General features: G+C 65.8%; 25 protein-coding genes. 16 read left to right on the forward strand and 9 right to left on the reverse strand.

Annotated features, from left to right (window positions below):
- Positions 1-28 precede the first annotated feature (28 nt).
- The 8 genes from AB4Z42_RS09755 to AB4Z42_RS09790 all read left to right on the forward strand — a co-directional run bounded on the left by AB4Z42_RS09755 (position 29) and on the right by AB4Z42_RS09790 (position 7,467).
- Positions 29-1,180 carry an acyl-CoA dehydrogenase family protein gene (locus tag AB4Z42_RS09755; RefSeq protein WP_442008970.1) on the forward strand — a complete coding sequence of 384 codons (1,152 nt, stop codon included), beginning with the start codon at positions 29-31 and terminating at the stop codon, positions 1,178-1,180.
- Between the two features lie 10 nt (positions 1,181-1,190).
- Positions 1,191-2,747, forward strand: coding sequence for a fatty acyl-CoA synthetase (locus tag AB4Z42_RS09760; protein WP_442008971.1), 1,557 nt, complete (start codon positions 1,191-1,193; stop codon positions 2,745-2,747).
- Positions 2,748-2,796: 49 nt separating this feature from the next.
- Entirely contained in the window at positions 2,797-3,282 is a 486-nt protein-coding gene (locus AB4Z42_RS09765; protein WP_442008972.1) for a polyketide cyclase, read from the forward strand.
- A complete protein-coding gene (locus AB4Z42_RS09770) occupies positions 3,279-4,133 on the forward strand; it encodes an SDR family NAD(P)-dependent oxidoreductase (RefSeq protein WP_442008973.1) in 855 nt (284 codons plus the stop codon). The genes AB4Z42_RS09765 and AB4Z42_RS09770 overlap by 4 nt, the downstream gene beginning before the upstream one ends.
- Positions 4,134-4,177: 44 nt before the next feature.
- Positions 4,178-5,065 (forward strand): alpha/beta hydrolase, encoded by an 888-nt coding sequence (locus AB4Z42_RS09775; RefSeq protein ID WP_442009547.1) that lies wholly within the window; start codon positions 4,178-4,180, stop codon positions 5,063-5,065.
- 84 nt (positions 5,066-5,149) lie between these two features.
- Positions 5,150-6,226 carry a hypothetical protein gene (locus tag AB4Z42_RS09780; protein WP_442008974.1) on the forward strand — a complete coding sequence of 359 codons (1,077 nt, stop codon included), beginning with the start codon at positions 5,150-5,152 and terminating at the stop codon, positions 6,224-6,226.
- A gap of 12 nt (positions 6,227-6,238) precedes the next feature.
- The gene (locus tag AB4Z42_RS09785; RefSeq protein ID WP_442008975.1) at positions 6,239-6,670 is read left to right on the forward strand and encodes a nuclear transport factor 2 family protein; all 432 of its coding nucleotides are present in this window, start codon (positions 6,239-6,241) and stop codon (positions 6,668-6,670) included.
- Positions 6,671-6,684: 14 nt separating this feature from the next.
- Positions 6,685-7,467 carry an SDR family NAD(P)-dependent oxidoreductase gene (locus tag AB4Z42_RS09790; RefSeq protein WP_442008976.1) on the forward strand — a complete coding sequence of 261 codons (783 nt, stop codon included), beginning with the start codon at positions 6,685-6,687 and terminating at the stop codon, positions 7,465-7,467.
- A gap of 33 nt (positions 7,468-7,500) precedes the next feature.
- Here the strand turns inward: AB4Z42_RS09790 and AB4Z42_RS09795 are convergent, their stop codons facing one another.
- Together AB4Z42_RS09795 and AB4Z42_RS09800 are read right to left on the reverse strand one after the other, a co-directional pair.
- Positions 7,501-7,791, reverse strand: coding sequence for a ferredoxin (locus AB4Z42_RS09795; protein ID WP_442008977.1), 291 nt, complete (start codon positions 7,789-7,791; stop codon positions 7,501-7,503).
- Positions 7,791-8,936, reverse strand: a complete 1,146-nt coding sequence (locus tag AB4Z42_RS09800) for a Rieske 2Fe-2S domain-containing protein (RefSeq protein ID WP_442008978.1) — start codon at positions 8,934-8,936, stop codon at positions 7,791-7,793. The genes AB4Z42_RS09795 and AB4Z42_RS09800 overlap by 1 nt, the downstream gene beginning before the upstream one ends.
- A gap of 99 nt (positions 8,937-9,035) precedes the next feature.
- On the opposite strand from AB4Z42_RS09800, the gene AB4Z42_RS09805 reads away from it, so the two are divergent.
- Positions 9,036-10,736 carry a 3-ketosteroid-delta-1-dehydrogenase gene (locus tag AB4Z42_RS09805; RefSeq protein WP_442008979.1) on the forward strand — a complete coding sequence of 567 codons (1,701 nt, stop codon included), beginning with the start codon at positions 9,036-9,038 and terminating at the stop codon, positions 10,734-10,736.
- On the opposite strand, the gene AB4Z42_RS09810 is transcribed toward AB4Z42_RS09805, so the two are convergent.
- Entirely contained in the window at positions 10,737-11,408 is a 672-nt protein-coding gene (locus tag AB4Z42_RS09810) for a PadR family transcriptional regulator (protein WP_442008980.1), read from the reverse strand.
- Positions 11,409-11,506: 98 nt separating this feature from the next.
- Between AB4Z42_RS09810 and AB4Z42_RS09815 the strand changes: the two genes are divergently transcribed.
- The 3 genes from AB4Z42_RS09815 to AB4Z42_RS09825 are packed head-to-tail and all read left to right on the forward strand — an operon-like array spanning position 11,507 to position 13,995.
- Positions 11,507-12,091, forward strand: a complete 585-nt coding sequence (locus tag AB4Z42_RS09815) for a PaaI family thioesterase (protein WP_442008981.1) — start codon at positions 11,507-11,509, stop codon at positions 12,089-12,091.
- 31 nt (positions 12,092-12,122) lie between these two features.
- Positions 12,123-12,929, forward strand: coding sequence for an SDR family NAD(P)-dependent oxidoreductase (locus AB4Z42_RS09820; protein WP_442009548.1), 807 nt, complete (start codon positions 12,123-12,125; stop codon positions 12,927-12,929).
- Positions 12,930-12,939: 10 nt separating this feature from the next.
- On the forward strand, positions 12,940-13,995 hold the full coding sequence (locus tag AB4Z42_RS09825) for an NAD(P)H-dependent amine dehydrogenase family protein (protein ID WP_442008982.1): 1,056 nt from the start codon (positions 12,940-12,942) through the stop codon (positions 13,993-13,995).
- Here AB4Z42_RS09825 and AB4Z42_RS09830 read toward each other — a convergent pair.
- Genes AB4Z42_RS09830 through AB4Z42_RS09855 form a run of 6 tightly spaced genes read right to left on the reverse strand, consistent with a single transcriptional unit; the run spans position 13,992 to position 18,040 of the window.
- Positions 13,992-14,849: a DegV family protein gene (locus AB4Z42_RS09830; protein ID WP_442008983.1), complete on the reverse strand. Its 858-nt coding sequence runs from the start codon at positions 14,847-14,849 to the stop codon at positions 13,992-13,994. The genes AB4Z42_RS09825 and AB4Z42_RS09830 overlap by 4 nt on opposite strands.
- Positions 14,840-15,565 (reverse strand): diglucosylglycerate octanoyltransferase, encoded by a 726-nt coding sequence (gene octT / locus AB4Z42_RS09835; protein ID WP_442008984.1) that lies wholly within the window; start codon positions 15,563-15,565, stop codon positions 14,840-14,842. Before octT ends, AB4Z42_RS09830 begins: the two co-directional genes overlap by 10 nt.
- Positions 15,555-16,223, reverse strand: coding sequence for a glucosyl-3-phosphoglycerate phosphatase (gene gpgP / locus AB4Z42_RS09840; RefSeq protein ID WP_442008985.1), 669 nt, complete (start codon positions 16,221-16,223; stop codon positions 15,555-15,557). Before gpgP ends, octT begins: the two co-directional genes overlap by 11 nt.
- Entirely contained in the window at positions 16,220-16,621 is a 402-nt protein-coding gene (gene rsfS / locus AB4Z42_RS09845; protein ID WP_442008986.1) for a ribosome silencing factor, read from the reverse strand. The genes gpgP and rsfS overlap by 4 nt, the downstream gene beginning before the upstream one ends.
- Positions 16,618-17,241 carry a nicotinate-nucleotide adenylyltransferase gene (gene nadD, locus AB4Z42_RS09850; protein WP_442009549.1) on the reverse strand — a complete coding sequence of 208 codons (624 nt, stop codon included), beginning with the start codon at positions 17,239-17,241 and terminating at the stop codon, positions 16,618-16,620. The genes rsfS and nadD overlap by 4 nt, the downstream gene beginning before the upstream one ends.
- 49 nt (positions 17,242-17,290) lie before the next feature.
- Complete coding sequence (locus AB4Z42_RS09855; protein ID WP_442008987.1) at positions 17,291-18,040, reverse strand: GntR family transcriptional regulator; 750 nt, start codon at positions 18,038-18,040, stop codon at positions 17,291-17,293.
- 136 nt (positions 18,041-18,176) lie between these two features.
- On the opposite strand from AB4Z42_RS09855, the gene AB4Z42_RS09860 reads away from it, so the two are divergent.
- The 4 genes from AB4Z42_RS09860 to AB4Z42_RS09875 are packed head-to-tail and all read left to right on the forward strand — an operon-like array spanning position 18,177 to position 23,762.
- Positions 18,177-19,679, forward strand: coding sequence for an amino acid permease (locus AB4Z42_RS09860; RefSeq protein WP_442008988.1), 1,503 nt, complete (start codon positions 18,177-18,179; stop codon positions 19,677-19,679).
- Positions 19,680-19,693: 14 nt separating this feature from the next.
- The gene (locus AB4Z42_RS09865) at positions 19,694-21,133 is read left to right on the forward strand and encodes an FGGY family carbohydrate kinase (protein WP_442008989.1); all 1,440 of its coding nucleotides are present in this window, start codon (positions 19,694-19,696) and stop codon (positions 21,131-21,133) included.
- Positions 21,130-22,524, forward strand: coding sequence for an NAD(P)/FAD-dependent oxidoreductase (locus AB4Z42_RS09870; RefSeq protein ID WP_442008990.1), 1,395 nt, complete (start codon positions 21,130-21,132; stop codon positions 22,522-22,524). The genes AB4Z42_RS09865 and AB4Z42_RS09870 overlap by 4 nt, the downstream gene beginning before the upstream one ends.
- On the forward strand, positions 22,521-23,762 hold the full coding sequence (locus AB4Z42_RS09875; RefSeq protein ID WP_442008991.1) for an NAD(P)/FAD-dependent oxidoreductase: 1,242 nt from the start codon (positions 22,521-22,523) through the stop codon (positions 23,760-23,762). Before AB4Z42_RS09870 ends, AB4Z42_RS09875 begins: the two co-directional genes overlap by 4 nt.
- Positions 23,763-23,764: the final 2 nt, after the last annotated feature.

The following is a 23,764-nucleotide window of genomic DNA, read 5'->3' on the forward strand; positions in this document are numbered from 1 at the left end:
CGTCGGTGGATCTGCCTACGCTGCGGCGATGCAGCGCATGCATTACGAACCCGACCATCGCGCGTTCGGAGAACTGGTTGGTGGCTTCGCGCGCAAGGAGGTCGCCCCGTACATCGCCGACTGGGAGGCCGACGGCATCGTCCCCCGCGAGGTGTTCGCCAAAGCCGGAGCGGTCGGGCTGCTCGGCTTTGACGCCGACGAACATTTCGGTGGCGTCGGGGCACGGGATTTCCGCTACAACCAGATCCTGATCGAATCGTTCATGGACGCGGACTGCGGCGCCGTCGGCTTGAGTTTCGCGGTCCACAACGACATCTGCCTGCCCTATCTGGCCGACCTGGGCACCACCGAACAACGCGCGCGATGGCTGCCGGGTTTCGTCTCCGGAGACCTCATCGCAGCCATCGGGATGACCGAACCCGGCGCGGGCTCCGACGTGGCCGGCATCCGCACCTCGGCCCTCGATGCCGGTGATCACTTCTGTGTCAACGGCGCGAAGACGTTCATCACCAACGGACAGAACGCCGATCTGGTGATCACCTGCGTGCGCACCTCGCCCGACCGGCACCGTGGTCTCACACTGCTCGTGCTCGAGCGCGACATGCCCGGCTTCGAGCGCGGCCGCAACCTCGACAAGCTCGGACTGCACTGTCAAGACACGTCGGAGCTGATCCTCACTGACGTCAAGGTGCCGAAAGACAACGTGTTGGGCGAGGTGGGGCGGGGATTCGAGTACCTGATGAGCAATCTGCCGCAGGAGCGGATGCAGATCGCGGTCGGCAGCCTCGGCCGCGCCCGTACGGCGCTGGCATGGACAATCGACCATGTGCGCGACCGCAGCGCATTCGGTAAACCCATCGGGGCACTGCAGAACACCCGATTCGTCCTCGCCGACGTCGCCACCGAGGTGTCGGTCGCCGAGGCGTTCATCGACCGGTGCGTGATCGAACTCAATGCGGGCCGGCTGTCGCCCGCCGATGCCGCCAAGGCCAAACTGTGGGCGACGGAGATGGAGTTCCGCTGCCTTGACTCTTGCCAACAACTGTTCGGCGGCTACGGCTACATGCGCGAGTATCCGATCGCACGCTCTGCGATCGACGCCAGGGTCACGCGTGTGTATGGCGGCACCTCGGAGATCATGCGCGAAATCATCGGCCGCGAACTGAACCTCGCGCAGTAAGGACACACATATGCAGGCGCGCAGCCACACACTGGGCGACATCCCCCGCCGGAGCGCCCGCAGGCACCCCGACAAGGTCGCACTCATCGACGGGGAGGTCACCTTGACCTTCGCCGAATTCGACGCCCTGGTGGATCGTGCGGCCGCGGCTCTGCGGGACAACGGTTTTGAAGCAGGAGATCGCATCGCACTGTTGGCGCACAACTGCTGGCAGTACGCCGTCCTCGCATTCGCCACCGCCAGGGCGGCCGTCGTACTGGTGCCGATCAACTTCATGCTCACCGCCGACGAGATCGCCTTCATCCTCGGCCACAGCGGTGTAAGGGGATTCATCGTCGAACGCGACCTGATCTCCACGGCAGAGGTGGCCATGGCCCGCGCCGAGTCGGTGATCATCAAGGTGGCCCTGACCGCCGACGAGCGACGCGCGCCGTACGGCTGGCATGATTTCGCGCATTGGCTCACCACCACAACCCCAGTGCCGACCGTCGAGGTGAGCGACGATCAACTGCTGCGCCTGATGTACACCAGCGGCACCGAATCGCGCCCGAAGGCGGTGATGCACTCCAGCCGCAGCCTCGTGTCCAACTACGTCAGCACCATCGTCGCCGGGTCGATGTCGGAGGACGATATCGAGATTCACTCGATGCCGCTGTATCACTGCGCGCAACTCGACAACTTTCTCGCCACCGACATCTATTTGGGCGCGACGAGCATCATTCTTCCGCGTCCCGAGCCCGAGCCGATTCTTCGCGGCATCGCAGAACACGGGGTCACCAACTTCTTTGCCCCACCGACGATCTGGATCGGCCTGCTGCGCTCGCCGTTGCTCGAGGAGGTGGACCTGAGCAGCCTACGCAAGGGCTATTACGGTGCGTCAGCGATGCCGACGGAGATCCTCTTCGAGCTCCGCGATCGGCTACCCGACCTGCAGCTGTGGAACTTCTACGGACAAACCGAGATGGCTCCCCTGGCAAGCGCACTGGGTCCCGCCGAACAGGCGGATCACGCCGGCGCAGCGGGTCGGCCCGCCCTCAACGTCGAGACGACGATCCTCGACGACACCGATAGTCCCGTTTCGGCCGGAACGATCGGGGAGATCGCCCACCGCGGACCACACCTCATGCTGGGATACCTCGACGACCCCGTGCGTACCGCAGAAGCGTTCCGCGGCGGCTGGTTCCATTCCGGAGACCTCGGCTACTACGACGAGCACGGGCTCCTGCACGTCGTCGACCGCAAGAAGGACATGATCAAGACCGGCGGAGAGAACGTGGCAAGCCGAGAGGTCGAAGAGGTGCTCTACCGGCATCCCGGTGTCCAGGAGGTCGCGGTGTTCGGCCTTGAGCATCCGGTCTGGGTGGAGGCCGTCGTCGCAGCGGTCGTCGCACGCGACGGCAGGAGCCCCGGCGAGGAGGAGCTGCTCACCCACTGTCGCAGCCACCTGGCCGGCTACAAGACGCCCAAACGGGTCTTCTTCGTCGACACATTGCCCAAGAACCCGAGCGGAAAGCTGCTCAAACGAGAGTTGCGCACACGTTTCGGCGAGCAACACGTGTTCCACTGACCGGGCAACACCGATCTGCGAACCAGATTCGGAGTGTTCACTCGCTCACATGAGCGACGAAATCACGCTGTCCGAGATCCAGGAGTTCATCGCCGGATTCTGGTACCACTACGACCAAGGCCACTTCGACGAACTCGCCATCCGGATCGGCGACGACATGGAGTACCTGAGCCGCTCCGAGTCCGGCAAGTGTCCGTTCGAGGATCTGCTGGCCGCCGAACTACATGGTGGCGCCGAGACACTGGCATGGCTGACCCAGCACCGCGACGAGAACCCTTACCCGCTGCGTCACCACGCGACGAATATCTTCCGCACGGGCAGCGACGGAGCGGTCACGAACGTGCGCTTTTATCTGTACGTCAACCAGATCACCAACAACGTCCCGTTCGACGTGTCCAGCGGTGTGGTCGACGTCGGCATCCGCCGTGGTGATCACGGGCTGGTGTTCGCATCCATGAGCGTGGTGCTCGACGCCGAGGATTCGATTCCGTTCGCCGAATACCACGCCAACAACCCGGCCGTCGCAGGCGCGTGAGCACACCATTCGATGGCGGCGTCGCCGTCATCAGCGGCGCCGGCGCCGGCATCGGCGCCGGACTGGCCCGCCATGCCAGCGCACTCGGCATGACGGTCGTACTCGCCGATATCGACGGCGCCGCGGTCGCCAAGCTCCGTGACGAGTTGACCGCCGCAGGTGGCGCGGCGGTAGACGTCGTGTGCGACGTGCGCGACCCCGCCGCCGTCGAGCAACTGGCCGAGCGTACGTACCGCGATATCGGACCAGTGCGGCTGTTGGTCAACAACGCAGGCGTGGAGCAATTCGGGTATCTCTGGGACACCCCGGTCGAGAACTGGAATCGACTGGTGGATATCAACATCAGCGGGGTCTTCTACGGGGTGCGCGCCTTCCTGCCGCCGATGATCGCGGCCGGCGAACCGGCGTGGGTGTGGAACCTCTCGTCGATCGGCGGCGTGGCCGCTGTGCCCTTGCAAGCGCCATACATCATGAGCAAGCACGCGGTGCTTGCGCTCACCGAGTGCCTGCGCCTCGAGGTCGAACTGGCCGGCCACAGTCACATTCACGTCCAGGCGGTCCTGCCGGGAGCCGTGGTTTCCAACATCTTCGAGTCCGCCGGTGGTGTCGACACCGGCGATGTCGCGGCCGCAGAGTCACAGCGCGGCGCCATGCTCGACATCAAGGCCGACGCGATGGATCCGCTCGCGGCCGCCGATGCGGTGTTCGAACAAGCCGCCCAAGGGCGGTTCTACCTGCTCACCCAACCTGACTACGTTGGCTCGGCGATGGCCGAACGCGCAGAAGTCCTTGTCTCCCAACAGCCGCCGGCGTTGCGATCGGGCCGTCGTTTCGACCCGGAGCACCAGTGAGCCTCGACCCTGACGCCGCCGCCCGAGTCGCCTCGTTCGGTGCGATGTCACCGATGCGAGTGCGTGGCCTGGCGGCCGTGCGCCACGCGATCGAGTCCGCACCGCATCCCGACGACATGCCGTCCATGGCGAATATCGAGGACTGCACAATCCCCGGAACCGCCGGCCAGATTCCCGTCCGGATCTACCGCCCCTCAACCGCGTCGGCGGCGCCCGCGCTGGTCTACTTCCACGGCGGCGGCATGGTCATGGGGTCAATCCATTCGTTCGAGCCGCTGGCGAGAACGCTTGCCGCCCAGTCGAACGCCACGGTGATGTCCGTGGACTACCGGCTCGCTCCAGAGTTCCCCGCACCCGCCCAGTTCGACGACGCATACGCGGCCACTGAATGGGTTGCGGGGCACGCAGAGCAGATGGGTGTTGATGTCACACGGATGGCGGTCGTGGGCGACAGCGCGGGCGGCTCGCTGGCTGCGGCGGTGGCTCTGGCGGCCCGCGATCGCGGTGGCCCCACGATCGTGTGCCAGGTCTTGCTCTACCCGGGCCTCGACCGCGACATGACGGCGGAGTCGATGGTCGCACTTGGTGATGCTCCGATGCTCAGTCACGACGACATCGTCTACATGCACGAGCTCGCCGACGCCGGCAGCGGTGCGCCGCACGACCAGTACCGGGTGCCGGCCCATGCGGCGGACTTGAGCGCACTGCCGCCCGCCATCGTGGTGACCGCGCAATGTGACCCGATTCGCGACTGGGGTGAGCGCTACGCGTCGCGGCTACGAGACGCGGGGGTACAAACCACCGTTACGCGCTACCCCGGCGCCTATCACGGATTTCTGATGCGATCCGACGCCACCGCCCGCGGAAGGCTGGCGATCGCTGAGGTGTGTGCCGTGCTGCGGGCGAAGTTCGACAACCCAATGGACTTCTAATTCCCGATCACCGGACACCTTGGCCCACCCGCAGACCGGTGCGGCCAACAATCGAGCCAACGAAGTCAGTAAGGAGACGATGACATGCTCACGGACGAGAGGCGAATGGAGCTTTCCGATGTGCTGCGGCCCGCCGCGCCGCCACGGGAGATCGACAATGTGTACACGGCCGACCAGAAGGAGCGGTTGCTCGACGTCGTCCGCACCGAGGGGCCGTGGAAACTGATCATCGCCCAGCACTTCGCGTCGGCCGATGAACTGATGGCAACGATGAGCGGCATGTTTCCCGAGGGCTTCGAGCCGTCGCTTGACCTGTTCCTTACCCCCACTTTCCGCGGGTACCTGGCCAACTACGGTGCGGTGCTCTATCCCGAGTTGCACGACTGCTTCTACAACGAGCGGTTCCTGAACATGGCGAAGGGCTACTGGGGCGCCCAATACGCGAAGCCGGAGTTGATGCTGTTCAACATCAACGGTCCGTGCGCGAACCGCGACCCCGGACACCTCGACTCCCCCAGCTTTCGCGGTGTCCGCCACGAGAATGCGCCGACGTGGCTGTGCAGCGTGATGGGCAAATCCGGATTGTTCACCGACTATCTGATCAAGATGGCTCAAGTGATCACGTGGTTCTCGCTGGACACGGGAAGTGGCTTCACCTACTGGCCCGAAGGTCCGCTGAAGGCGCCGCAGCGGGTGCTACCGCCGATCAACAACCGCGGCGTGGTGGTGCAGAACGAGATGATGGTGCACCGTGGGGAAGCAAACGGTCCACTCGAACAACAGATTCCGGCCGGTCTGGGCTTTGACACGGTTTTCACCGGCGACGGTGCCGATCGTGATCACTGGCTGCTCACGAACGGTGACGATGTGATCGCCCGCCACCACACCGACGAGTTACGGTTCCTGGTGCACTGGTCAGCCGAAGTGTTCTCCGACTTCGACGAACTGAAGAAGAACATGGACGGCTCCGACGACCTCACCGCCGAGAAGGCCATCGACATGATGGTCGACGACCTGAGCCGCAAAGGCGTCAAACTCGATGTTCCCAGCGAGCCGATGCACGATCCGGCCTTCATCGGCGCGCTCAACGCGGCCTACGATCTCGGAGGCCCGGCGACTTATCCCGACGAAGCGCCGATCAGCGCGTTCCAGCTGGCCTGAAAGCAAGAGCTGATGACCTGCGAATGCAGTGAGCGCCAAGCGATCGTCGATGTGCTCAACGCGTATGCGACCTGTCTCGACGCCCGAGACTGGTCGGGCCTGACCGACGTATTTCATCCGGACGCCGTAGGCATCTACGCCGCCACGCTCACCGGTCGGGCAGCGGTCATTGAATCCATCCGTAGCTTTCTGGACGGGTGCGGGCCGTCGCAACACCTTCTCGGCAACTACCAGATATCGATCAATGGCGATACGGCCGAGTCGTCGACCAAAGCCCGCGTTTTGCACGTCGGGGCAGGCGAGCGGGCTGACCTGACCCCGTACGAAGCAATCGGCACATACCACGACCGACACCTCCGAACAGCCGATGGCTGGCGAATCATCCACCGCCACTTCGATGTCCAGATCTCAGTTGGCGATATCAACGTACTTCACCCTGCCTGAAGGGAACGAAAGCAATGCAGAGGTTCGACGACCGCCGAATCATCATTACCGGTGCCGGCTCGGGAATCGGGCAGGCCACCGTCGCTCGTCTGCTCGAGGAGGGCGGCACCGTCGTCGCCTTCGACGTGTCGGAAAGTGGGTTGGCGGCAACGGCAGCCGCAGCGGAGGACGCGGGTACAGGCAAGCGGTTGACGACGACCGTGCTGGATATTTCCGATGAAGTCGCCGTCGGCAATGAGGTCGCGACCGCAATCAACACTCTCGACGGCCTCGACGTGCTCGTCAACGTCGCCGCCATCCAGCTCTGTGCCCATACTCACGAACACACGCTCCACGATTGGAACACCACCCTGGCGATCAACCTGACGGGCACGTTCCTGATGACGCGGGCAGCGCTCCCGGCGCTCATCGACTCCGGACGTGGCGTAGTGGTCAACTTCACCTCCACCGCAGCGACTTTCGCGCATCCATACATGGCGGCGTACGCCGCGAGCAAAGGTGGCATCATGGCGTTCACCCACTCGCTGGCGCTGGAGTACTCGAAACAGGGGCTTCGGGCAGTCAACATCCAGCCCGGCGGGGTGTCGACAGCGTTGGCCAACAGCACCCTCGACAAGATGCCCGAGGGTTACGACCTCGGCCTCTGGACCAAGCAGACTCCGATGCTGCATGGCAGAGAGAGCGAGATCCTCGGCGACCCCAGCGCTGTCGCGGCCGTGGTAGCAATGGTCGCCTCCGACGACGGAGCGTTCATCACCGGCACCGAGATCCGCGTCGACGGCGGTGCGCACGCCTGACCCCCGACACGGGCGACGGGGCTGCGCGCACGATTACGTTGTCACTCGCACCGTTTCGTCGACAACCGGCAGATCACCGCGACGCACTGCATCGACAATCGAGTCAGTCAGTGCCGAACAGGCCAGGAACAGCCCGCGCTCCGCATGCTCAGCAAGGTTCTGCGCGTCGCGGCGCTCGAGACAACGGGCGGATGCCTCGGCACTCCACTGCACGCTGGTCTGGTTCCAGGTGCTTTTTCGCGCCGACACAGAGGCACCGCAACGGCTGCAGGTCACCGGCACCATCGGCGAGTCGGCGAGTCGGTTGTCGGACCGAACGGCCATCAGGACGTTCCGGAGCTCGCGGCTTTGGCCTCGATGTTGGCCTCGACGACCTTCATCCACTCCTCGTGCGGGCTCGTGGTGTCGAGTTCGTATTCAAAACGGTCGACCATATCCGGCTCGATTTCAGCGGCATCGACGTAGAACTGCTCGTACCACCGGCGCAGCTGGTAGACGGGCCCGTCTTCCTCGCACAGCAGCGGATTATCGATGCGCGCCTTGTTCTTCCAGATCTCGACGTCCTGTTCGAAGCCCACCTTGACCCAATCGCCGAGCGCGATCGCCGCTTGCAGCGCCGCATCACCGGGCAGCGCCTCCGACTTCTTGACGATGATGCCGTACTGGAGCACAAACGAATTCGCATCGATCGGATAATGGCAGTTGATCAGGATGGTCTTCTGATCGTCGTTCTCGAAGTGGTAGGTCAGGTCGTCGATCATGAACGACGGGCCGAAGTACGACGCAACCGAGGTTGTACCGAGCAGCCGGGGCTGTCCCTCGGGATTCGGGATGTCGCCGCGCGAGCCACCGTTCATGTACTGCGTGGCGACATGGCCCTCGAAGATGTTCTTGAAATGCGTCGGCAGCGATCCGTGGATGTAGAAGAAGTGCGCCATGTCGACGACGTTGTCGATGATCTCGCGGCAGTTGGTGTTGACGACGGTGGTGTACCAATGCCAGTCGGTCCACTCGTCGCTGGTCGCTCCCTCGATCCGAGGGATGGCGACCTCGGCGGGCGGCGCCGTGCGCTCGGGGTCGTTCCACACGAACAGCATCCCGTCCTGTTCGAGGGTGGTCCACGTCGCGGTGCGGGCCAGCCGAGGTGTCCGCTTGCTGTAGGGCACCTTCTTGCATCGGCCGTCGCCGCCCCACCGCCAGTCGTGGAACGGGCACGCGATCTCGTCGCCCTTGACCTGCCCCTTGCTGAGGTCACCGCCCATGTGGCGGCAGTAGCCGTCGAGCACGCTGATCTTGCCGTCGCCGCTGCGGAACACCACCAGCTTCTCGCCGAACGCGTGCACCGCGTGCGGTTCACCGTCGCCGAAGTCCCTGGTCAGCCCGAGGCAGTGCCAGCCGCGGGCGAATCTGGTCGGGGCTGCTGCGGCCTCGATCTGCCGGATCTCGTCGGTATCTGACTGCAACGTCATGACCTCGTTCTACTCGGGCTGCACGGCTTGCGGAGCCGATCGTCCCGCTGGGAGGGAAACCTCGCACAATCGCGATTTCTCCGCCTTACTGTCAAAGCCGTGACGACCGCTCAACAGGCCACCATCCCCGCCGGCTCGCCGCTGGCCGACACCACCGTCGACCTGCTCGTCGTGGGGTCGGGCACGGGTATGGCCGCCGCACTGGCGGCCGCCGAGCGCGGGCTGAAAGTGCTGATCGTCGAGAAATCGCGATACGTCGGCGGTTCGACCGCGCGGTCCGGCGGAGCCCTGTGGATTCCCGCGAGCCCGGTGCTGGAGGAGAACGGAGCCGGCGATACCGCGCAGAAGGCGCGCACCTACCTGGATTCAGTCGTCGCCGGTACTGCTCCGCCGCAACGGTCGGCGGAGTTCGTCACCCAGCTTGCGGCAACGGTCCAGATGCTGCGACGCACCACGCCCATGCGGTTTTCGTGGGCGCGCCACTACTCCGACTACCACCCCGAGCAACCCGGCGGAAGCGCCGACGGGCGGACGTGTGAGTGCAAGCCGTTCAATACGTCGGTACTCGGCCAGTACCGGTCGCTTCTGCGCCCGGGATTGATGGAGCCGACGATCCCGATGCCGACGACAAGTGCGGACTATCGCTGGATGAACCTGATGGCGCGCGTACCCCGAAAAGGCCTGCCGCTCATCGTCAAGCGACTGGCGCAGGGTGTGGGCGGACTGATGCTCGGACGGCGCTATACCGCGGGTGGGCAGGCGTTGGCCGCCGGATTGTTCGCCGGCGTCCTGCGTGCAGGCATCGGCGTGTGGACGCGGACCTCGCTGGTGCGGCTGATCACCGACGGTGACAGGGTCACCGGCGCCGTCGTCGCCCATGACGGACGCGAGGTCACGGTCAGCGCACGACGTGGAATTGTCTTGTCCGCAGGCGGCTTCGACCACAACATGGACATGCGGTGGAAGTTTCAGTCTGAATCACTCGCCGAACACGCCAGCCTCGGCGCCGAGTCCAACACCGGCGACGCGATCCGGATCGCTCAAGATGTCGGTGCCGGAATCGATCTCATGGATCAGGCGTGGTGGTTCCCCGCCGTCGCGCCGCTGCCGGGCGCCGATCCGCTGGTCATGCTCGCCGAGCGATCGCTGCCGGGGTCGCTGATCGTTGACCAGACGGGTCAGCGATTCATCAATGAGGCCAGCGATTACATGTCGTTTGGCCAGTGTGTGCTCGCGCGGGAGCGCACCGGCAACCCCGTCGAGTCCATGTGGATCGTTTTCGATCAGCAGTACCGCAACAGTTACGTCTTTGCCGCGGATCGCTTCCCACGAATGAGCCTGCCCCAGTCGTGGTATGACGCAGGCGTCGCGCACCGCACCGACGACCTCGCTGAGCTCGCGCGAATGATGAATGTGCCCGAGGCGCAGTTTGGCGCCACGGTTTCTCGATTCAACGAGATGGCCCGCGCCGGCGACGATTCCGACTTCGGTCGTGGCCGCAGCGCGTACGACCGTTACTACGGCGATCCCACCATCACACCCAACCCGAATCTGCGACCGCTCGACAAGGGTCCGTTCTACGCGGTCAAGATGACGCTCAGCGATCTAGGCACCTGCGGCGGTCTGCGTGCCGACGAGCGCGCCCGGGTGTTACGCGAAGACGGCACCGCCATCGCGGGTCTGTATGCGATCGGCAACACAGCTGCGAACGCCTTCGGAGCCACCTATCCCGGTGCGGGAGCGACGATCGCGCAGGGCCTCGTCTACGGCTATATCGCGGCGCGTGACGCTGCGTCGTAGTCACGCGTCGTCGGCGTCGGCCTTCTTCTCGATCTCGTACCAGTATTCCGGTGCCGGCCAAGGAACTTTCGTCCGCTCGCCGTCGCCGGCCCGCGGGAACTCGGCTTCTGCCTCGTCGAGCTCCTTGATCATTTTCAAAGTCAGTTCGCGCTCGTTGGCGTAATACCGCTCGGCCCAGTTCAGCGCGACGCGCGCATAGGCCCATGACGCGTCGGCCTTGGCCCACTTCGCGTCTTTGGCCGCGCTGCGGTGCATTTCGTCGGCATAGGCGAGGTGCTCTTGCAGGATCTCCCTCAGCCTGACGGGGTTCGTGAGGTGCCCGAAGGTCACCCGTAGCAGTGGACTGTGCTTGAGGACAGGTGGATCGAGCGGAGCGTCGTTCGCCCACCGCGTGACCGCGTCCATGCCCTCTTCGGTGATCTTGTACAACCTGCGATTGCGCGTGCCACTGCCGTTCTCGACGCGCGACGTCACAAAACCGAGTTGCTCGAGCTTCTTGAGTTCGGAATAGATCTGGCTGTAAGCCGGGCTTCCGTAGAAGAAGCGCATACTCCAGTCGATCCACTTGCGGATGTCATAGCCGGAAAGCTCATATTCGTAGGAAAGCATGCCCAGGAGCGCCCAGCTGGTCGCCGCGAGATTCGGCTTACCCTCCTGATCGCTGCCTTTCACTATTTCAGACTAACAACACAGGTCACAGCGGTGAACAAGTTCACCGCTGAGCGGGAGACCGTGTTGCTGGCACCGCTGGCGGCGGGGAAGGTGACGCGATGACCAGCGCTCACGAATTGCTGACCCGTTCCGTGCGCCGTCTGATCGAGGCCACCATCCGGACCGATGTGAATATGGCGGCTGTCGCCGCGGCGACAGAAAAGATCGATTCGGCGACAGCGCAATTGAGCGATTCGCTGTTGCCGGGATCATTTGGCGTGCAGACGGGACCGGACGGTCAATCGATCGCGTGGGGCAACGTCGTCATCGGACTTCGCAATCCCGTCGCTCCTCCCCTGGCCATCCACCACACTGCGGACGGCGCGGTGCATTCAGATTTCCTTCTGGGCGCCGCCTACGAGGGACCGCCGGGCCACGTCCACGGCGGGGTATGCGCGATGATCCTCGACCACGTCCTCGGCGCCACCGCGCACCAGCCAGGCAAGCCTGCCGTTACCGGCACTCTGACACTGCGCTACCTCCGCGGCACACCCCTGGGACAGCCGCTGCGTGCGTTGGCCCACGTCGAGCGGATCGAAGGCGCCAAGACATTCGCCGTCGGCCATATCGCCGGTACCGAGGGGGTCACCGTCGAGGCGCAGGGCGTCTTCATTCATCCGAAGGGAGGTCAGTCAGATGGCTGACAATTCTGGTCCGACCCAGCAGTATCTGCCTATGGCATCTCTCGAGCGATACGCCGACCGTCGCGTCCTGATCACCGGCGGCGGCTCCGGCATCGGGCAGGCAACCGTCCTGCGGATCCTGGACGAAGGCGGCCGGGTGGCCGCAGCGGACATCAGCGAGTCCGGATTGAAGGACACCATCGCCAGAGCCGAGCCCAACCGCGACCGGCTGACGACGGTTGTCCTCGACGTCGCCAGCGAGGAGTCCGTCAAGCAGGGCGTGGCACAGGCCGTCGAGGCCCTTGGCGGTCTCGACGCCCTTGTCAACGCCGCGGGGATATTGCGGTCGGTGCATTTTCTCGAGACCACCCTCGCCGACTTCGAACAGGTGCTACGGATCAACCTGATCGGCACCTTCCTGATGACGCGGGAGGTCATTCCGGCGTTGCGCAACGGCACCGACCCCGCCGTGGTGAATTTCAGCTCCACGTCCGCGGCGTTCGCTCATCCCTACATGTCCGCCTATGCGGCTTCCAAGGGCGGCATCCAGGCGATGACCCACACCCTCGCACTGGAGTTCGCCAAGGAGAAGATCCGGTTCAATTCGGTGCAGCCCGGCTCCATATCCTCCGGAATGACCGACGGCATCGGCGAATCCAAACAGAGCATCGGTCCGGGGCTGCCCGCCGACGCCGACTTCTCGCTGTTCGGCAAGATCATGCCGACCCTGCCTGTCGACGGCGGCGGGATGTTCGCCAAGCCGGACGCCGTCGCCGCCGTGGTGGCGATGCTCGCCTCCTCCGATGCCTATTTCGTCACCGGCACCGAGGTGCGTGTCGACGGCGGAACCCACATGTAACGTGCTTCGCATGACGACCCTCGAGCGGCCCCTTCGCGTCATCCAATGGACCACCGGCAACATCGGCACACGGTCATTGCACGCGATCATCGGCCGCGACGACATGGAACTCGTCGGCGTGTACGCCCACGGTGCGGACAAGGTCGGCATCGACGCCGCGGAGCTCGCCGGCTGGCCCGAACCGACCGGTGTGAAAGCCACCAGTGACATCGACGCGCTCATCGCGCTGAAGCCCGACGCCTGCTGCTACAACCCGTTGTGGCCCAGCATCGATGAACTGGTCCGGCTGCTCGAAGCCGGTGTGAACGTGTGCTCGAGCGCCGCGTGGATCACCGGCGGCAAGCAGTCGCCCGAGGACCTGGATCGCATCCGGAAGGCTTGCGAGAAGGGCAAATCCACCATTTTCGGCAACGGGGCACATCCCGGGATGACCAACATGGTGGGCATGGTGCTGTCCGGCTCCTGCGAGCGGGTCGACGAGATCCGCATCACCGAGTCGGTGGACTGCTCGACCTACGAATCGGCGGGAACGCAGGCGGCGATGGGTTTCTCGCAGGATCCCGACACCCCCGGTCTGGCCGAGAGCGTGCGCCGTGAGAGCGAGGTGTTCGCCGAATCCGCCGCGATGATGGCCGACGCCATCGGCGCCAAGCTCGACAAGTTGACGTTCGACGTGACGTTCACGGCCGCCACCGGCGACAGCGACCTGGGCTTCATGCAGATCCCCGCGGGCACCGTCGGTGGTGTGATGGGCTATCACCGCGGATGGGTAGGTGAGAAGAACGTCGTCAGCGTGGGATTCAACTGGATCATGGGCAGCCACGTCACCCCGCCCAAGCCGCTCGAACACGGTCACGTCATCCAGGTGTTCGGCCTGCCCAACATGCGCACGGTGCTGCACTGCCTGCCGCCCAAGGACTGGACCGAACCCGGCTTCATGGGCCTCGGCATGATCTACACCGCAATGCCGGTGACCAACGCCGTGCCCGCCGTCGTCGCGGCCGAACCGGGCATCGTCACGCTGGCCGACCTGCCGCCGGTCACCGGGCGGGTGGCAAGGGCCTAGCTCTCGGTATCGGAAGTGTCCGAAGCGGTCTGAACGACCACGCCGATAGCGCCGGCACCCAGATGGATCGACAGCACCGGTCCCATATCGGCCACGGTGAGCGATTCGATCTGCGGCAAGCGGGTCGTCAGGGCGGCGCCCATTTCGTCGGCGCCGTCGTGGTTGTCGACGTGGTGGATCGCGATGCTCGCGCTACGCCCACCGACAACCTCTGCGACCCGGTCGACCAATGCCGCGTGCGCCTTGGTGATCGTGCGGATCCGCTGATCCAGCACCAGTCGGCCGTCCACGTCCAGACACAGCAACGGCTTCAGTGACAGCGCCGTGCCCAGCCACGATGCGGCCGTGCCGATTCGACCGCTTCGCCGCAGATTGTCCAGGCGGTGGACGACGATGAACGCGTGGGTGCGCGGCACCGCCGAACGTGCCGCGGCCTCAACGGTATCGAGATCCGCGCCCGTCGACGCAGCCTCTGCGGCGGCGCGTGCGACGAACCCGACACCCATTGCCGCTGAACGCGAATTGACGACACGAACCGAAGAACCGAACTCGCGCGCGGCCTGCACCGCCGTGCTGAACGTGCTCGACAACGCCGCCGAGATGTGAACCGCGACGACGCCGTCGCCCTCGCTGTCCGCCAGCGCCTGCTGATAGATCTCGATCAGCGCGCCCGGCGCAGCGCCTGACGTCGTCACGCGCGGCCGATCGTGCACGTCGTAGGGCACCTCGTCGACCCCGTCACGCAGATCATCGCCGTCGACGAGGACGTGCAGCGGTACCTCGCGAATGTTCCACTGCTTCAACTCATCCGTCTGTAGCCGGGCCGACGAGTCCGTCACGACGATCACCGACATGGCACGCCTGCCTCGGCGAGCGCCTTGAGCATCAGGTCGGCTACAGCCTGGTGGGCTTCGAAATTCCAGTGGATACCGTCGGGATTGCCCCGCCCGCTCATGACCTCTTCACCGACGGCGGCCTTCAGGTCGACCAGTGGGATGCCCTGTTCGGCCGCCCACGCAGTGATCGCTTTCACCGTGCCCTCGCGACCGCGGTGCGCCTTTCCGTAGGTCTGCGCAATGTGCACCGACGGCAACGACGCCACGACGGGTATGCCTGGACGGTTGAAATCGATGGCGCCACGGGTCATCTCGAGGTATTCCACCGACACATGCGGTGGCAGCGCCGCACGGGACACCGGCGACAGTCGAGGCTGCAGCCAGCCGTACCCGTCGCGCGCCCAACGTCGAAGCCACGCCGGACGGACATATCGGATCAACTCCCGAAGCGCGGTCGGCAGCGGCGACGGCAGCGAATCCATCCCGCCGGTCGCGAACACCACCGCACCGGCCCGCGGCAGCGCCGCCCACGCCCGCGGGTCCTGGGTCGCGGCCCACCAGACGTCGCGGCATGTCCAGCCGATCCGCCCGATGATCTCGACATCCCAGCCCAGTTGCGCGGCAACGATATTGGGCCATATCCGCGGATCGTCGGACGGCAGCCCGCCGGTCGGGCCGTAGTAGGACAGCGAATCACAGAACAGCAGCAATGTGGGTCTGGGATCAGAGGACATCGTTGGCAACCTGGGCCGAGGCGTTCCAGACGTCGAGCCGCCAACGGATGTCCGCATGTGCGGCGTCGACCTCACTGTGCGCGGACAACTGCACCCAGCTGCAGTTACCCATTCCGCCGAGTATCGGCCAGTTCTCCACGGGAAGGCCGAGCAGCGCTGCGGTCAACGCAGCGATCAGACCGCCGTGCGTGACGAGCACAACGGGGCGATCCGGTTCATCGACGCCCCAATCCGCCTGTTCGGCGAGAAGTTCTTGCACCAGCGGCATGCTGCGCGCGGCGACGTCCACCCGGCTCTCTCCCCCGTGTGGCGCCCATCGGGCGTTCTCGCGCCACGCGAGACGGGCGCCGGGTGCCGCGGCGTCGACCTCGAGATGCGTCATCCCCTGCCAGTCACCGAGGTGCGTCTCCCGCAGTCGGACGTCCACCCCCACCGGCATTCCGGCGCGCTCCCCAAGACTGACCGCGGTGTCCAGCGCCCGCCGGAGGTCCGAGGACACGATGCGCAGCGGCTGGCGCTTGGCCAGCACCTCGGCCGCGGCGACGGCCTGATCCCGGCCGAGGTCGGACAGGTCGGTGTCCAGCTGGCCCTGCATGCGGCTGCCTGCGTTGTACTCGGTCTGCCCGTGACGCAGCATGACCAGGTGCCGGACCCTCACGACTCGGAATCCTCCGCTCCTCGCGCAAGCGGCTCATCGCCATCCAGCTCCACCGCGACGACGGGGCAGTCACGCCACAGCCGGTCCAGCGCATAGAAGTTGCGCTCGTCCTGATGCTGAATGTGCACGACGATGTCGACGTAGTCGAGCAGCGTCCATCGCCCCTCGCGGCCGCCTTCCCGCCGCGCCGGCTTGTGCCCCTCGAGCCGCATCTTCTCCTCGACCTCGTCGACGATCGCATTGACCTGCCGCTCGTTGGACGCGGATGCGATGACGAAGCAGTCGGTGATGACCAGCTGTCCGGAAACGTCGATCACGACGACGTCGGTGGCCAGCTTCTCGGCCGCTGCCCGCGCCGCGATCGTGGCCATGCCGATCGCCTCCTCGGATGCGCTCATCGCGTGCGCTCCTTTTGTGAGATCGAATTGTCTTCGTAGAGCTTGCGTTTGGTCACGTACTGAACGACACCGTCGGGTACGAGATACCAGATGGGCCTGTTCTTCCCGGCGCGCTTGCGGCAGTCGGTCGACGAGATCGCCAGTGCGGGCACTTCCACGAGGCTGAGCGCCTCGGGGGGCAGCTCGGCCATGGCGGCCTTGATGTGCTGGCCATCGAGCTCGTAGCCCGGCCTGCTGACGCCGACGAATTTGGCGATGGAGAACATGTCCTCCCAGTTCTGCCACGACAGAATCGACGCCAGCGCGTCGGCTCCGGTGATGAAGTACAGGTCGGCGTCGGGGTTGAGCGCACGCAGGTCTCGCAACGTGTCCTTGGTGTAGGTCGGGCCACCTCGATCAATATCCAATCGACTCACACTGAACCGTGGATTGGAGGCGGTGGCGATCACGGTCATCAGATAGCGGTCCTCGGCGGCGGTCACGTGGCGATGGTGCTTCTGCCAGGGCTGGCCGGTGGGAACGAAAACCACCTCGTCGAGTTCGAATAGGTCGGCAACCTCGCTGGCCGCGACCAGGTGGCCGTTGTGGACGGGATCGAATGTCCCGCCCATCACGCCCACCCTGCGTCGAGAAGCCACGATCAGCCAGCTTACGGGAGCGTTATCGCACCTAGACGGCCGAGAGCCGGTGCGCTCCGAGCATTTCGGAAACCTCGAAGGAAGCTCGGTCGGCGCGGTAGACGTCGCGGGCGTACTCCACACAGCGACCCACGCTGTCCTCGGTCCGGCGGGTGAGCAGGGTGCCTGCCGATCCGGCGCGTACACCCAGCTGTTTGCCGGACGCGTCGTCGAGCACGATCGATTCCAGCACCGCCGTCGACTTGGCCAGGTCGATGCCGTACCGGTCCCGCAGCACGGCCCACAGCGAACCGTCGTCGGAGTGGTCGAGAATCCCAGGGGTCAGGTCAGCGGGCAGAAACGTCGTCTCCAGCGCGAACGGGACGTCATCGACCGTTCGAAGCCGGTGAAAGACGTTGACCATCGCCTGGTCGTCGAGTCCGAGCGCAAAACGCACCGCGGGCGTCGGGTGCTGGTGTTCGGCCCACAGCAGGCGTGCGGCCGGCCGACGGCCCAGCCGGGACACCTCCTCGGAGAAGCTGCCGATGTGAAACCGCACGCGGGGTTCCGCGACGAACGTCCCGCGTGGCGGCTTGCGGTAGACCACGCCTTCGCTCTCGAGCAATGAGAGTGCCTGGCGCGCGGTCATCCGGCTGACGCCGTGCTGTTCGGCCAGTTCCCGCTCCGAGGGCAGCAGTGCATGAGGTCCTAGCTGCTCAGTGGAGATGTGGTCGCGCATGAGCGCCGCGATCGCCAAGTATCTCGGGGTGGCAGGCGGGCCGTTCCGAGCCGCGGGAGACATGGCTGCAGAGTAGCCGTCCGAGTGAACCAGGTGGTCTATGCCATCGGTTTGTAAACACTTCGTGATCGGGGTTGACGATGACCCACCTCACACCCATACTCGGTTCAACCACATGGTCTATACCACTGGAGGAATGATGACGAGTCCGCACCTTCCGTCCGGTAGCGACGCCGCTGACCTGGAGAAATTCGGGTACAAGCAGGCGCTGGAGCGGCGCACCGGCAAGTTCGCGTCGTTCGCCGTGGCGTTCGCGTTCGTGTCGATCGCCACCGGCATCTTCACCACCTATGGGGCGGTGCTGAACTCGTCGGGTCCGGTCGGCATCTGGACCTGGCCGATCGCCGTTGTCGGACAGCTCGCGGTGGCGTTTGTGCTCGGCGCGCTGGCCGCCCGCATCCCGGTGACCGGATACCACTACCAATGGATGTCGCGGCTGGCCAACCCGATCCTCGGCTGGATCCTGGGCTGGATCTCGTTCACGTTCCTGGCCATCGTCGTCGTCGCGGTGGACTACACGATCGCGTCGACGATCTTCCCGGTGCTGCTCAATTACGAGGGCACGGCGACAATCGCATGGATAGTCACCGGTCTGGTGCTGTTGCTCCAGGCTCTGCTGGTCGGGATGTCGACGCCGTGGGCGGAGCGGGTGAACAACACCTTCGTCTCCCTGGAACTGATCGGCATGGTCACGTTGACCGTGCTGCTGCTGATCGTGGCCGCGGTGCGCGGCGACATGGACTTCTCGAACTTGTGGAGCAAGGGCGCCGTCCCGACCGAGGGGTACTGGAGTTTCGGCGATCTGACGTCGGCCGGTCCCTGGATGCTCGGCTTCCTGCTCGGCGCCTTCACCATCGTCGGTTTCGAGTCGGCGGCCAACCTGGCCGAGGAAACCAACGACCCCGAACGTGTTGTGCCGCGCGCGATGTGGCAGGCCGTGCTGGCGTCGGGTGTGCTCGGATTCATCTTCATCGTCGCGGTGACGCTGGCCGCGGGCGACCCGGTGGCGCTGGCCGAATCGGGCACGCCGATCGCCGACGTCATCGACAAGACACTCGGGTCGGCGGTCGCGACGCTTCTCCTGCTGATGGTGGTATTGGCGATCTTCGCCTGCGGGCTGGTCATCATGATGACCGGTGTGCGGCTGACCTGGGCGATGTCGCGCGACGAGCGCTTCCCGGGTTGGCAGCAGTGGAGCCAGATCTCGCCGAAGTTCCACACACCGCTGAAGGCGACGATCGTGTACGTCGTTCTCGCCGAACTCATTCTGGCGATCTTCTCGCATTCGGAGACCGCATTGTTCACACTGTTCGGTGCCGCCACGCTGCTGCCCGCGGTGATGTACGCGTCGACGGTGGTGCTGTATTTGATCAAGCGCAAGTCGCTTCCGGTGAGCGACAAGTTCAACCTCGGCGCCTGGGAGATCCCGATCCTGGTGGTCGCGGTGGTGTGGCTGGTATTCGAGCTCGCGCTGTTCCGGGACTCGAGTTTCAAGGAAGCTTGGGCGTACGTCATTGTCATGGTCATCGTCGGTGCGTGCTACCTCGGATACCTGCTCGCCACCCGCGGCAAGGGCGGGTTGACGATGCCAGGAATGCAGTCCATCGATGCCGAGATTGGGGCGGAAGCGACCAGAGATTGACGGGGGATCGACTGATGCAGCACTTTCTGGCGATCGACCAGGGCACGTCGGGCACGAAGGCCATCGTGGCCGACGAGGCCGGGCGGGTGGTGTCGATCGCCGAGGTGGCGGTGCGGCCCGAATACCTCCCGGACGGCGGCGTCGAACAGGACCCCGAGGCGTTGTTCGACTCCGTCGTGTCCGCCGGACGACAAGCCTTGGCGGAGGCGGGCGTCGGCGTGTCCGCGGTGGCGCTGGCCAACCAGGGTGAGACGGTGCTCGCGTGGGACCGCGGTACCGGTCGCCCGTTGACGCCCGCCGTCGTCTGGCAGGACCGGCGGGCCGAGACGATCTGTGCCGGGCTGTCGGCGTCCGCGGATTCTGTCGCGCAACGCACCGGCCTGGTGCTCGATCCCTATTTCTCCGCGCCGAAGATGGCATGGATCCGCGCGAACCTGACCACCGCGGGTGTGGTCACCACCACTGACACCTGGCTCGTGCACCGGCTGTGCGGTGCATTCGTCACCGACACGTCGACCGCCAGTCGTTCACTATTGCTCGACCTCGACTCCGCCACATGGGACACCGAACTGCTCGGGCTCTTCGGCCTCGCCGACGAACAGCTGCCCGAGATCGTCGGCAGCGACGAGATCGTCGGCGACACCGACGCATTCGGGCCGACGATTCCGGTCGCCGGCCTCATCGTCGACCAGCAGGCCGCACTGCTCGCCGAGAGTTGCCTGACCCCCGGCGACGCCAAGTGCACGTTCGGCACGGGCGCCTTCCTGCTGGCCCAACTCGGTGGCAACCCGGCGCGATCGACCTCCGGCTTGACCACCTCCGTGGCGTGGCAGCTGCGCGAGCGCACGTCGTACTGCGTCGACGGACAGGTCTACACGGCGGCGTCGGCGGTGCGATGGGCGGTGGATCTCGGGCTCATCCCCGCGGCCGATCAGATCGACACGGTGGCAACCGGTTCCAGCGACGGTGTGCTGTGCGTGCCGGCTCTGGCCGGGCTGGCCGCGCCGTGGTGGAACTCCGCCGCGACGGCGTCGTTCAGCGGGATGACGTTGTCGAGCGGTCGCGGGCATTTGGTCCGCGCACTATTGGAGGGCATCGCCGCGCAGGTCGCCGCGCTGGCCGATCTCGTCGCGACAGATCTGGGGCAGCGGCTGACCCGGCTGCGGGTTGACGGCGGTCTCACGCAGTCGGCGGTGCTGATGCAAGCGCAGGCAGATCTGGCCCGCATCCCGGTCGACGTCTACCCGTCGCTGCACGCCACCGCACTGGGCGCCGCTGCATGCGCGCGGCTGGCGCTCAACCCGACCACCGACGTCACGGCGGCGATAGGCGACTGGACACCGAAGCACACCTACGAACCGGTGTGGTCCGACGAACGCGCAGCCGAATTCCTCTCGCGATGGAAGCGAGCGGCAGAATCCGTTCTGGCACAGAGGGAGACGACGTCCAGATGAGTGCTGTTCCCGACGTGGCCGACGTGATCGTCGTCGGCGGCGGAATCGTGGGCTGCGCCATCGCGCGGGCACTGGCGGGCACCAGCCTTTCGGTGACGCTCGTCGACGCCCGCGAGGACATCGGCGACGGCACCAGCAAGGCCAACACCGCACTGCTGCACACCGGCTTCGACGCGACGCCCGAAACACTCGAGTCGCGGCTCGTGGCACGCGGCTACGAGATGCTCGGCGAGTACGCCGACCAGACCGGGATACCCGTCGAGCGCACGGGGGCCCTCCTGGTGGCATGGACGGACGAAGAGGTGGACGCCCTTCCCGGACTGAAGGAAAAAGCCGAGCGAAACTTCTACCACCACTGCGAGATCGTCTCCGCCGATGAGGTGTATCGCCGGGTTCCCGATCTCGGCCCCGGCGTGCTGGCCGGGCTGACCGTGCCGGACGAGTCGATCATCTGCACCTGGACGACGAACCTGGCGCTGGCCACCGATGCCGTGGCACGCGGCACGCGTCTGCTGTGCGGCGCCCGCGTCACCGGAGTCGTGGTCGGCGAGGAGCGCACCACGTTGCACACCACCCGGGGTGACGTCCACGGACACTGGGTCGTCAACGCGGCGGGGCTCGGCTCGGACTATCTGGATGCCGAATTCGGCCACCACCGCTTCACCGTCACACCGCGGCGTGGTGAGCTCCTGGTGTTCGACAAGCTGACCAGGCCGAAGGTTCCTGTCATCGTGTTGGCGGTGCCGTCGTCGCGGGGCAAGGGCGTCTTGGTCAGCCCGACGATCTACGGCAATGTGATGGTCGGGCCGACGTCGGAGAACCTCGAAGACCGCACCGCCACAGGCACTTCGGAAGATGGCTTCGAGTTCCTGGTGTCCAAGGGCCGCGCGCTGATGCCGTCGCTGTTCGACGAGGAGGTCACCGCCACCTACGCCGGCCTGCGCGCGGCGACCGAGCACAGCGACTACCTGATCGATATCGACGCGGCGTCTCGCTATGTACTGGTCGGCAGTATTCGCTCCACCGGGTTGACCTCAGGGATGGCCATTGGCGAATACGTGAGCGAACTTCTCGGGAGCGCAGGCGTCGACGTGACTCCGCGTGCGAATCTGCCTGCGCCGCCGAGAATGCCGAATCTCGGGGAGCACGTCGGCATCCGGCCGTACGAGGATCCGGAACGTATCGCCGCCGACGCCGAGTACGGCCGCATCGTCTGCTTCTGCGAACGGGTGACCGCAGGCGAGATCCGCGACGCGTTCGCCTCCCCCGTGCCGCCGGTCGACCTCGACGGGCTGCGCAGGCGCACCCGGGTGATGAACGGCCGTTGTCAGGGGTTCTACTGCGGAGCGCACACCCGCGCACTCCTCGACGCGCGGGGCGGTCCGCAGTGACCGAACAGCATGTCGCCGTGGCGATCGTCGGGGGCGGACCGTCGGGTCTGACGGCGGCCGCCGCCGCGGCGGGACGGATCGACGGCGAAGTCCTGGTCATCGAGCGCGAAGCCGAAACCGGTGGAATCCCGCGCCACAGCGACCATCTCGGCTACGGCATCCGAGATCTCAAACGGTTCATCTCCGGCCCCGCGTACGCCAGGCGGCTGACTGTCACGGCGCAGGAGGCGGGCGTGACGCTGGAGACCGAGGCGATGGTCACCGGCTGGGCCGGTGAAAGGGCGCTGCTGATCACCTCGCCGCGCGGCGTCCGCACCGTGACCGCCGAAGCGATCGTATTGGCGACCGGGGCGCGGGAGAGGCCGAGGCCCGCACGTCTGGTACCCGGTGACCGGCCCGACGGCGTGTACACCACCGGGCAGCTGCAGAACCTCGTGCACCTGCATCACGCAAAGGTCGGCAGCCGGGCTGTGATCGTCGGCGCCGAACTGGTCAGCTGGTCGGCGGTGTTGACCCTGCGTGAATCCGGCTGCGCCACAGTCGCAATGGTCAGCGCTTATCCTCGCGCAGAAGCGTATGCGGCCTTCCGGCTACCCGGCCGGTTGCTGATGGATGGCCCGGTGCTCACCCGAAGCCGGGTCGTCGACATCCGGGGCAAGGATCGGGTGCGTGCCGCGGTGGTGGAGAACATCGACACCGGCGCCCGACAGACCATCGACTGCGACACCGTCGTGTTCACCGGCGACTGGATTCCAGACCACGAACTGGCACGCACCGGCGGCCTCGACATGGACGCCGGGACCCGCGGTCCGCTCGTCGACGCATCGCTGCGCACCAGCCGTGCAGGCGTGTTCGCGGTCGGCAATCTGCTGCATCCCGTCGATACGGCCGATGGCGCGGCGCTCGACGGTCGCCACGTGGCAGGCGCGGTGAGCACGTGGCTGCGGCAGCGGGAGGAGCCCGCCAAATCCGTCCGAATCCACCCCGCAGAACCCCTCAGATGGGTTGCCCCGCAGCTCATCTCTCCCGGAGCAGGCGCGGCACCGCGTGGCGACATGTTGTTCTGGGTCGACGAGTACCGGCGAGTCCCGAGGCTGCGTGCGGTACAGGACGGAAGGACACTGGCGACCAAACGCACGCCGTGGCCCGCCGCGCCGGGCAGGGTCTACCGCGCACCGTGGTCGCTGGTGGATAACGCCGATCCGAACGGCGGCGAGGTCACCGTCTCGCTGCTCTGACG

The sequence above is a fragment of the Mycobacterium sp. 2YAF39 genome (genome assembly GCF_052114565.1).
Classification (GTDB): domain Bacteria; phylum Actinomycetota; class Actinomycetes; order Mycobacteriales; family Mycobacteriaceae; genus Mycobacterium.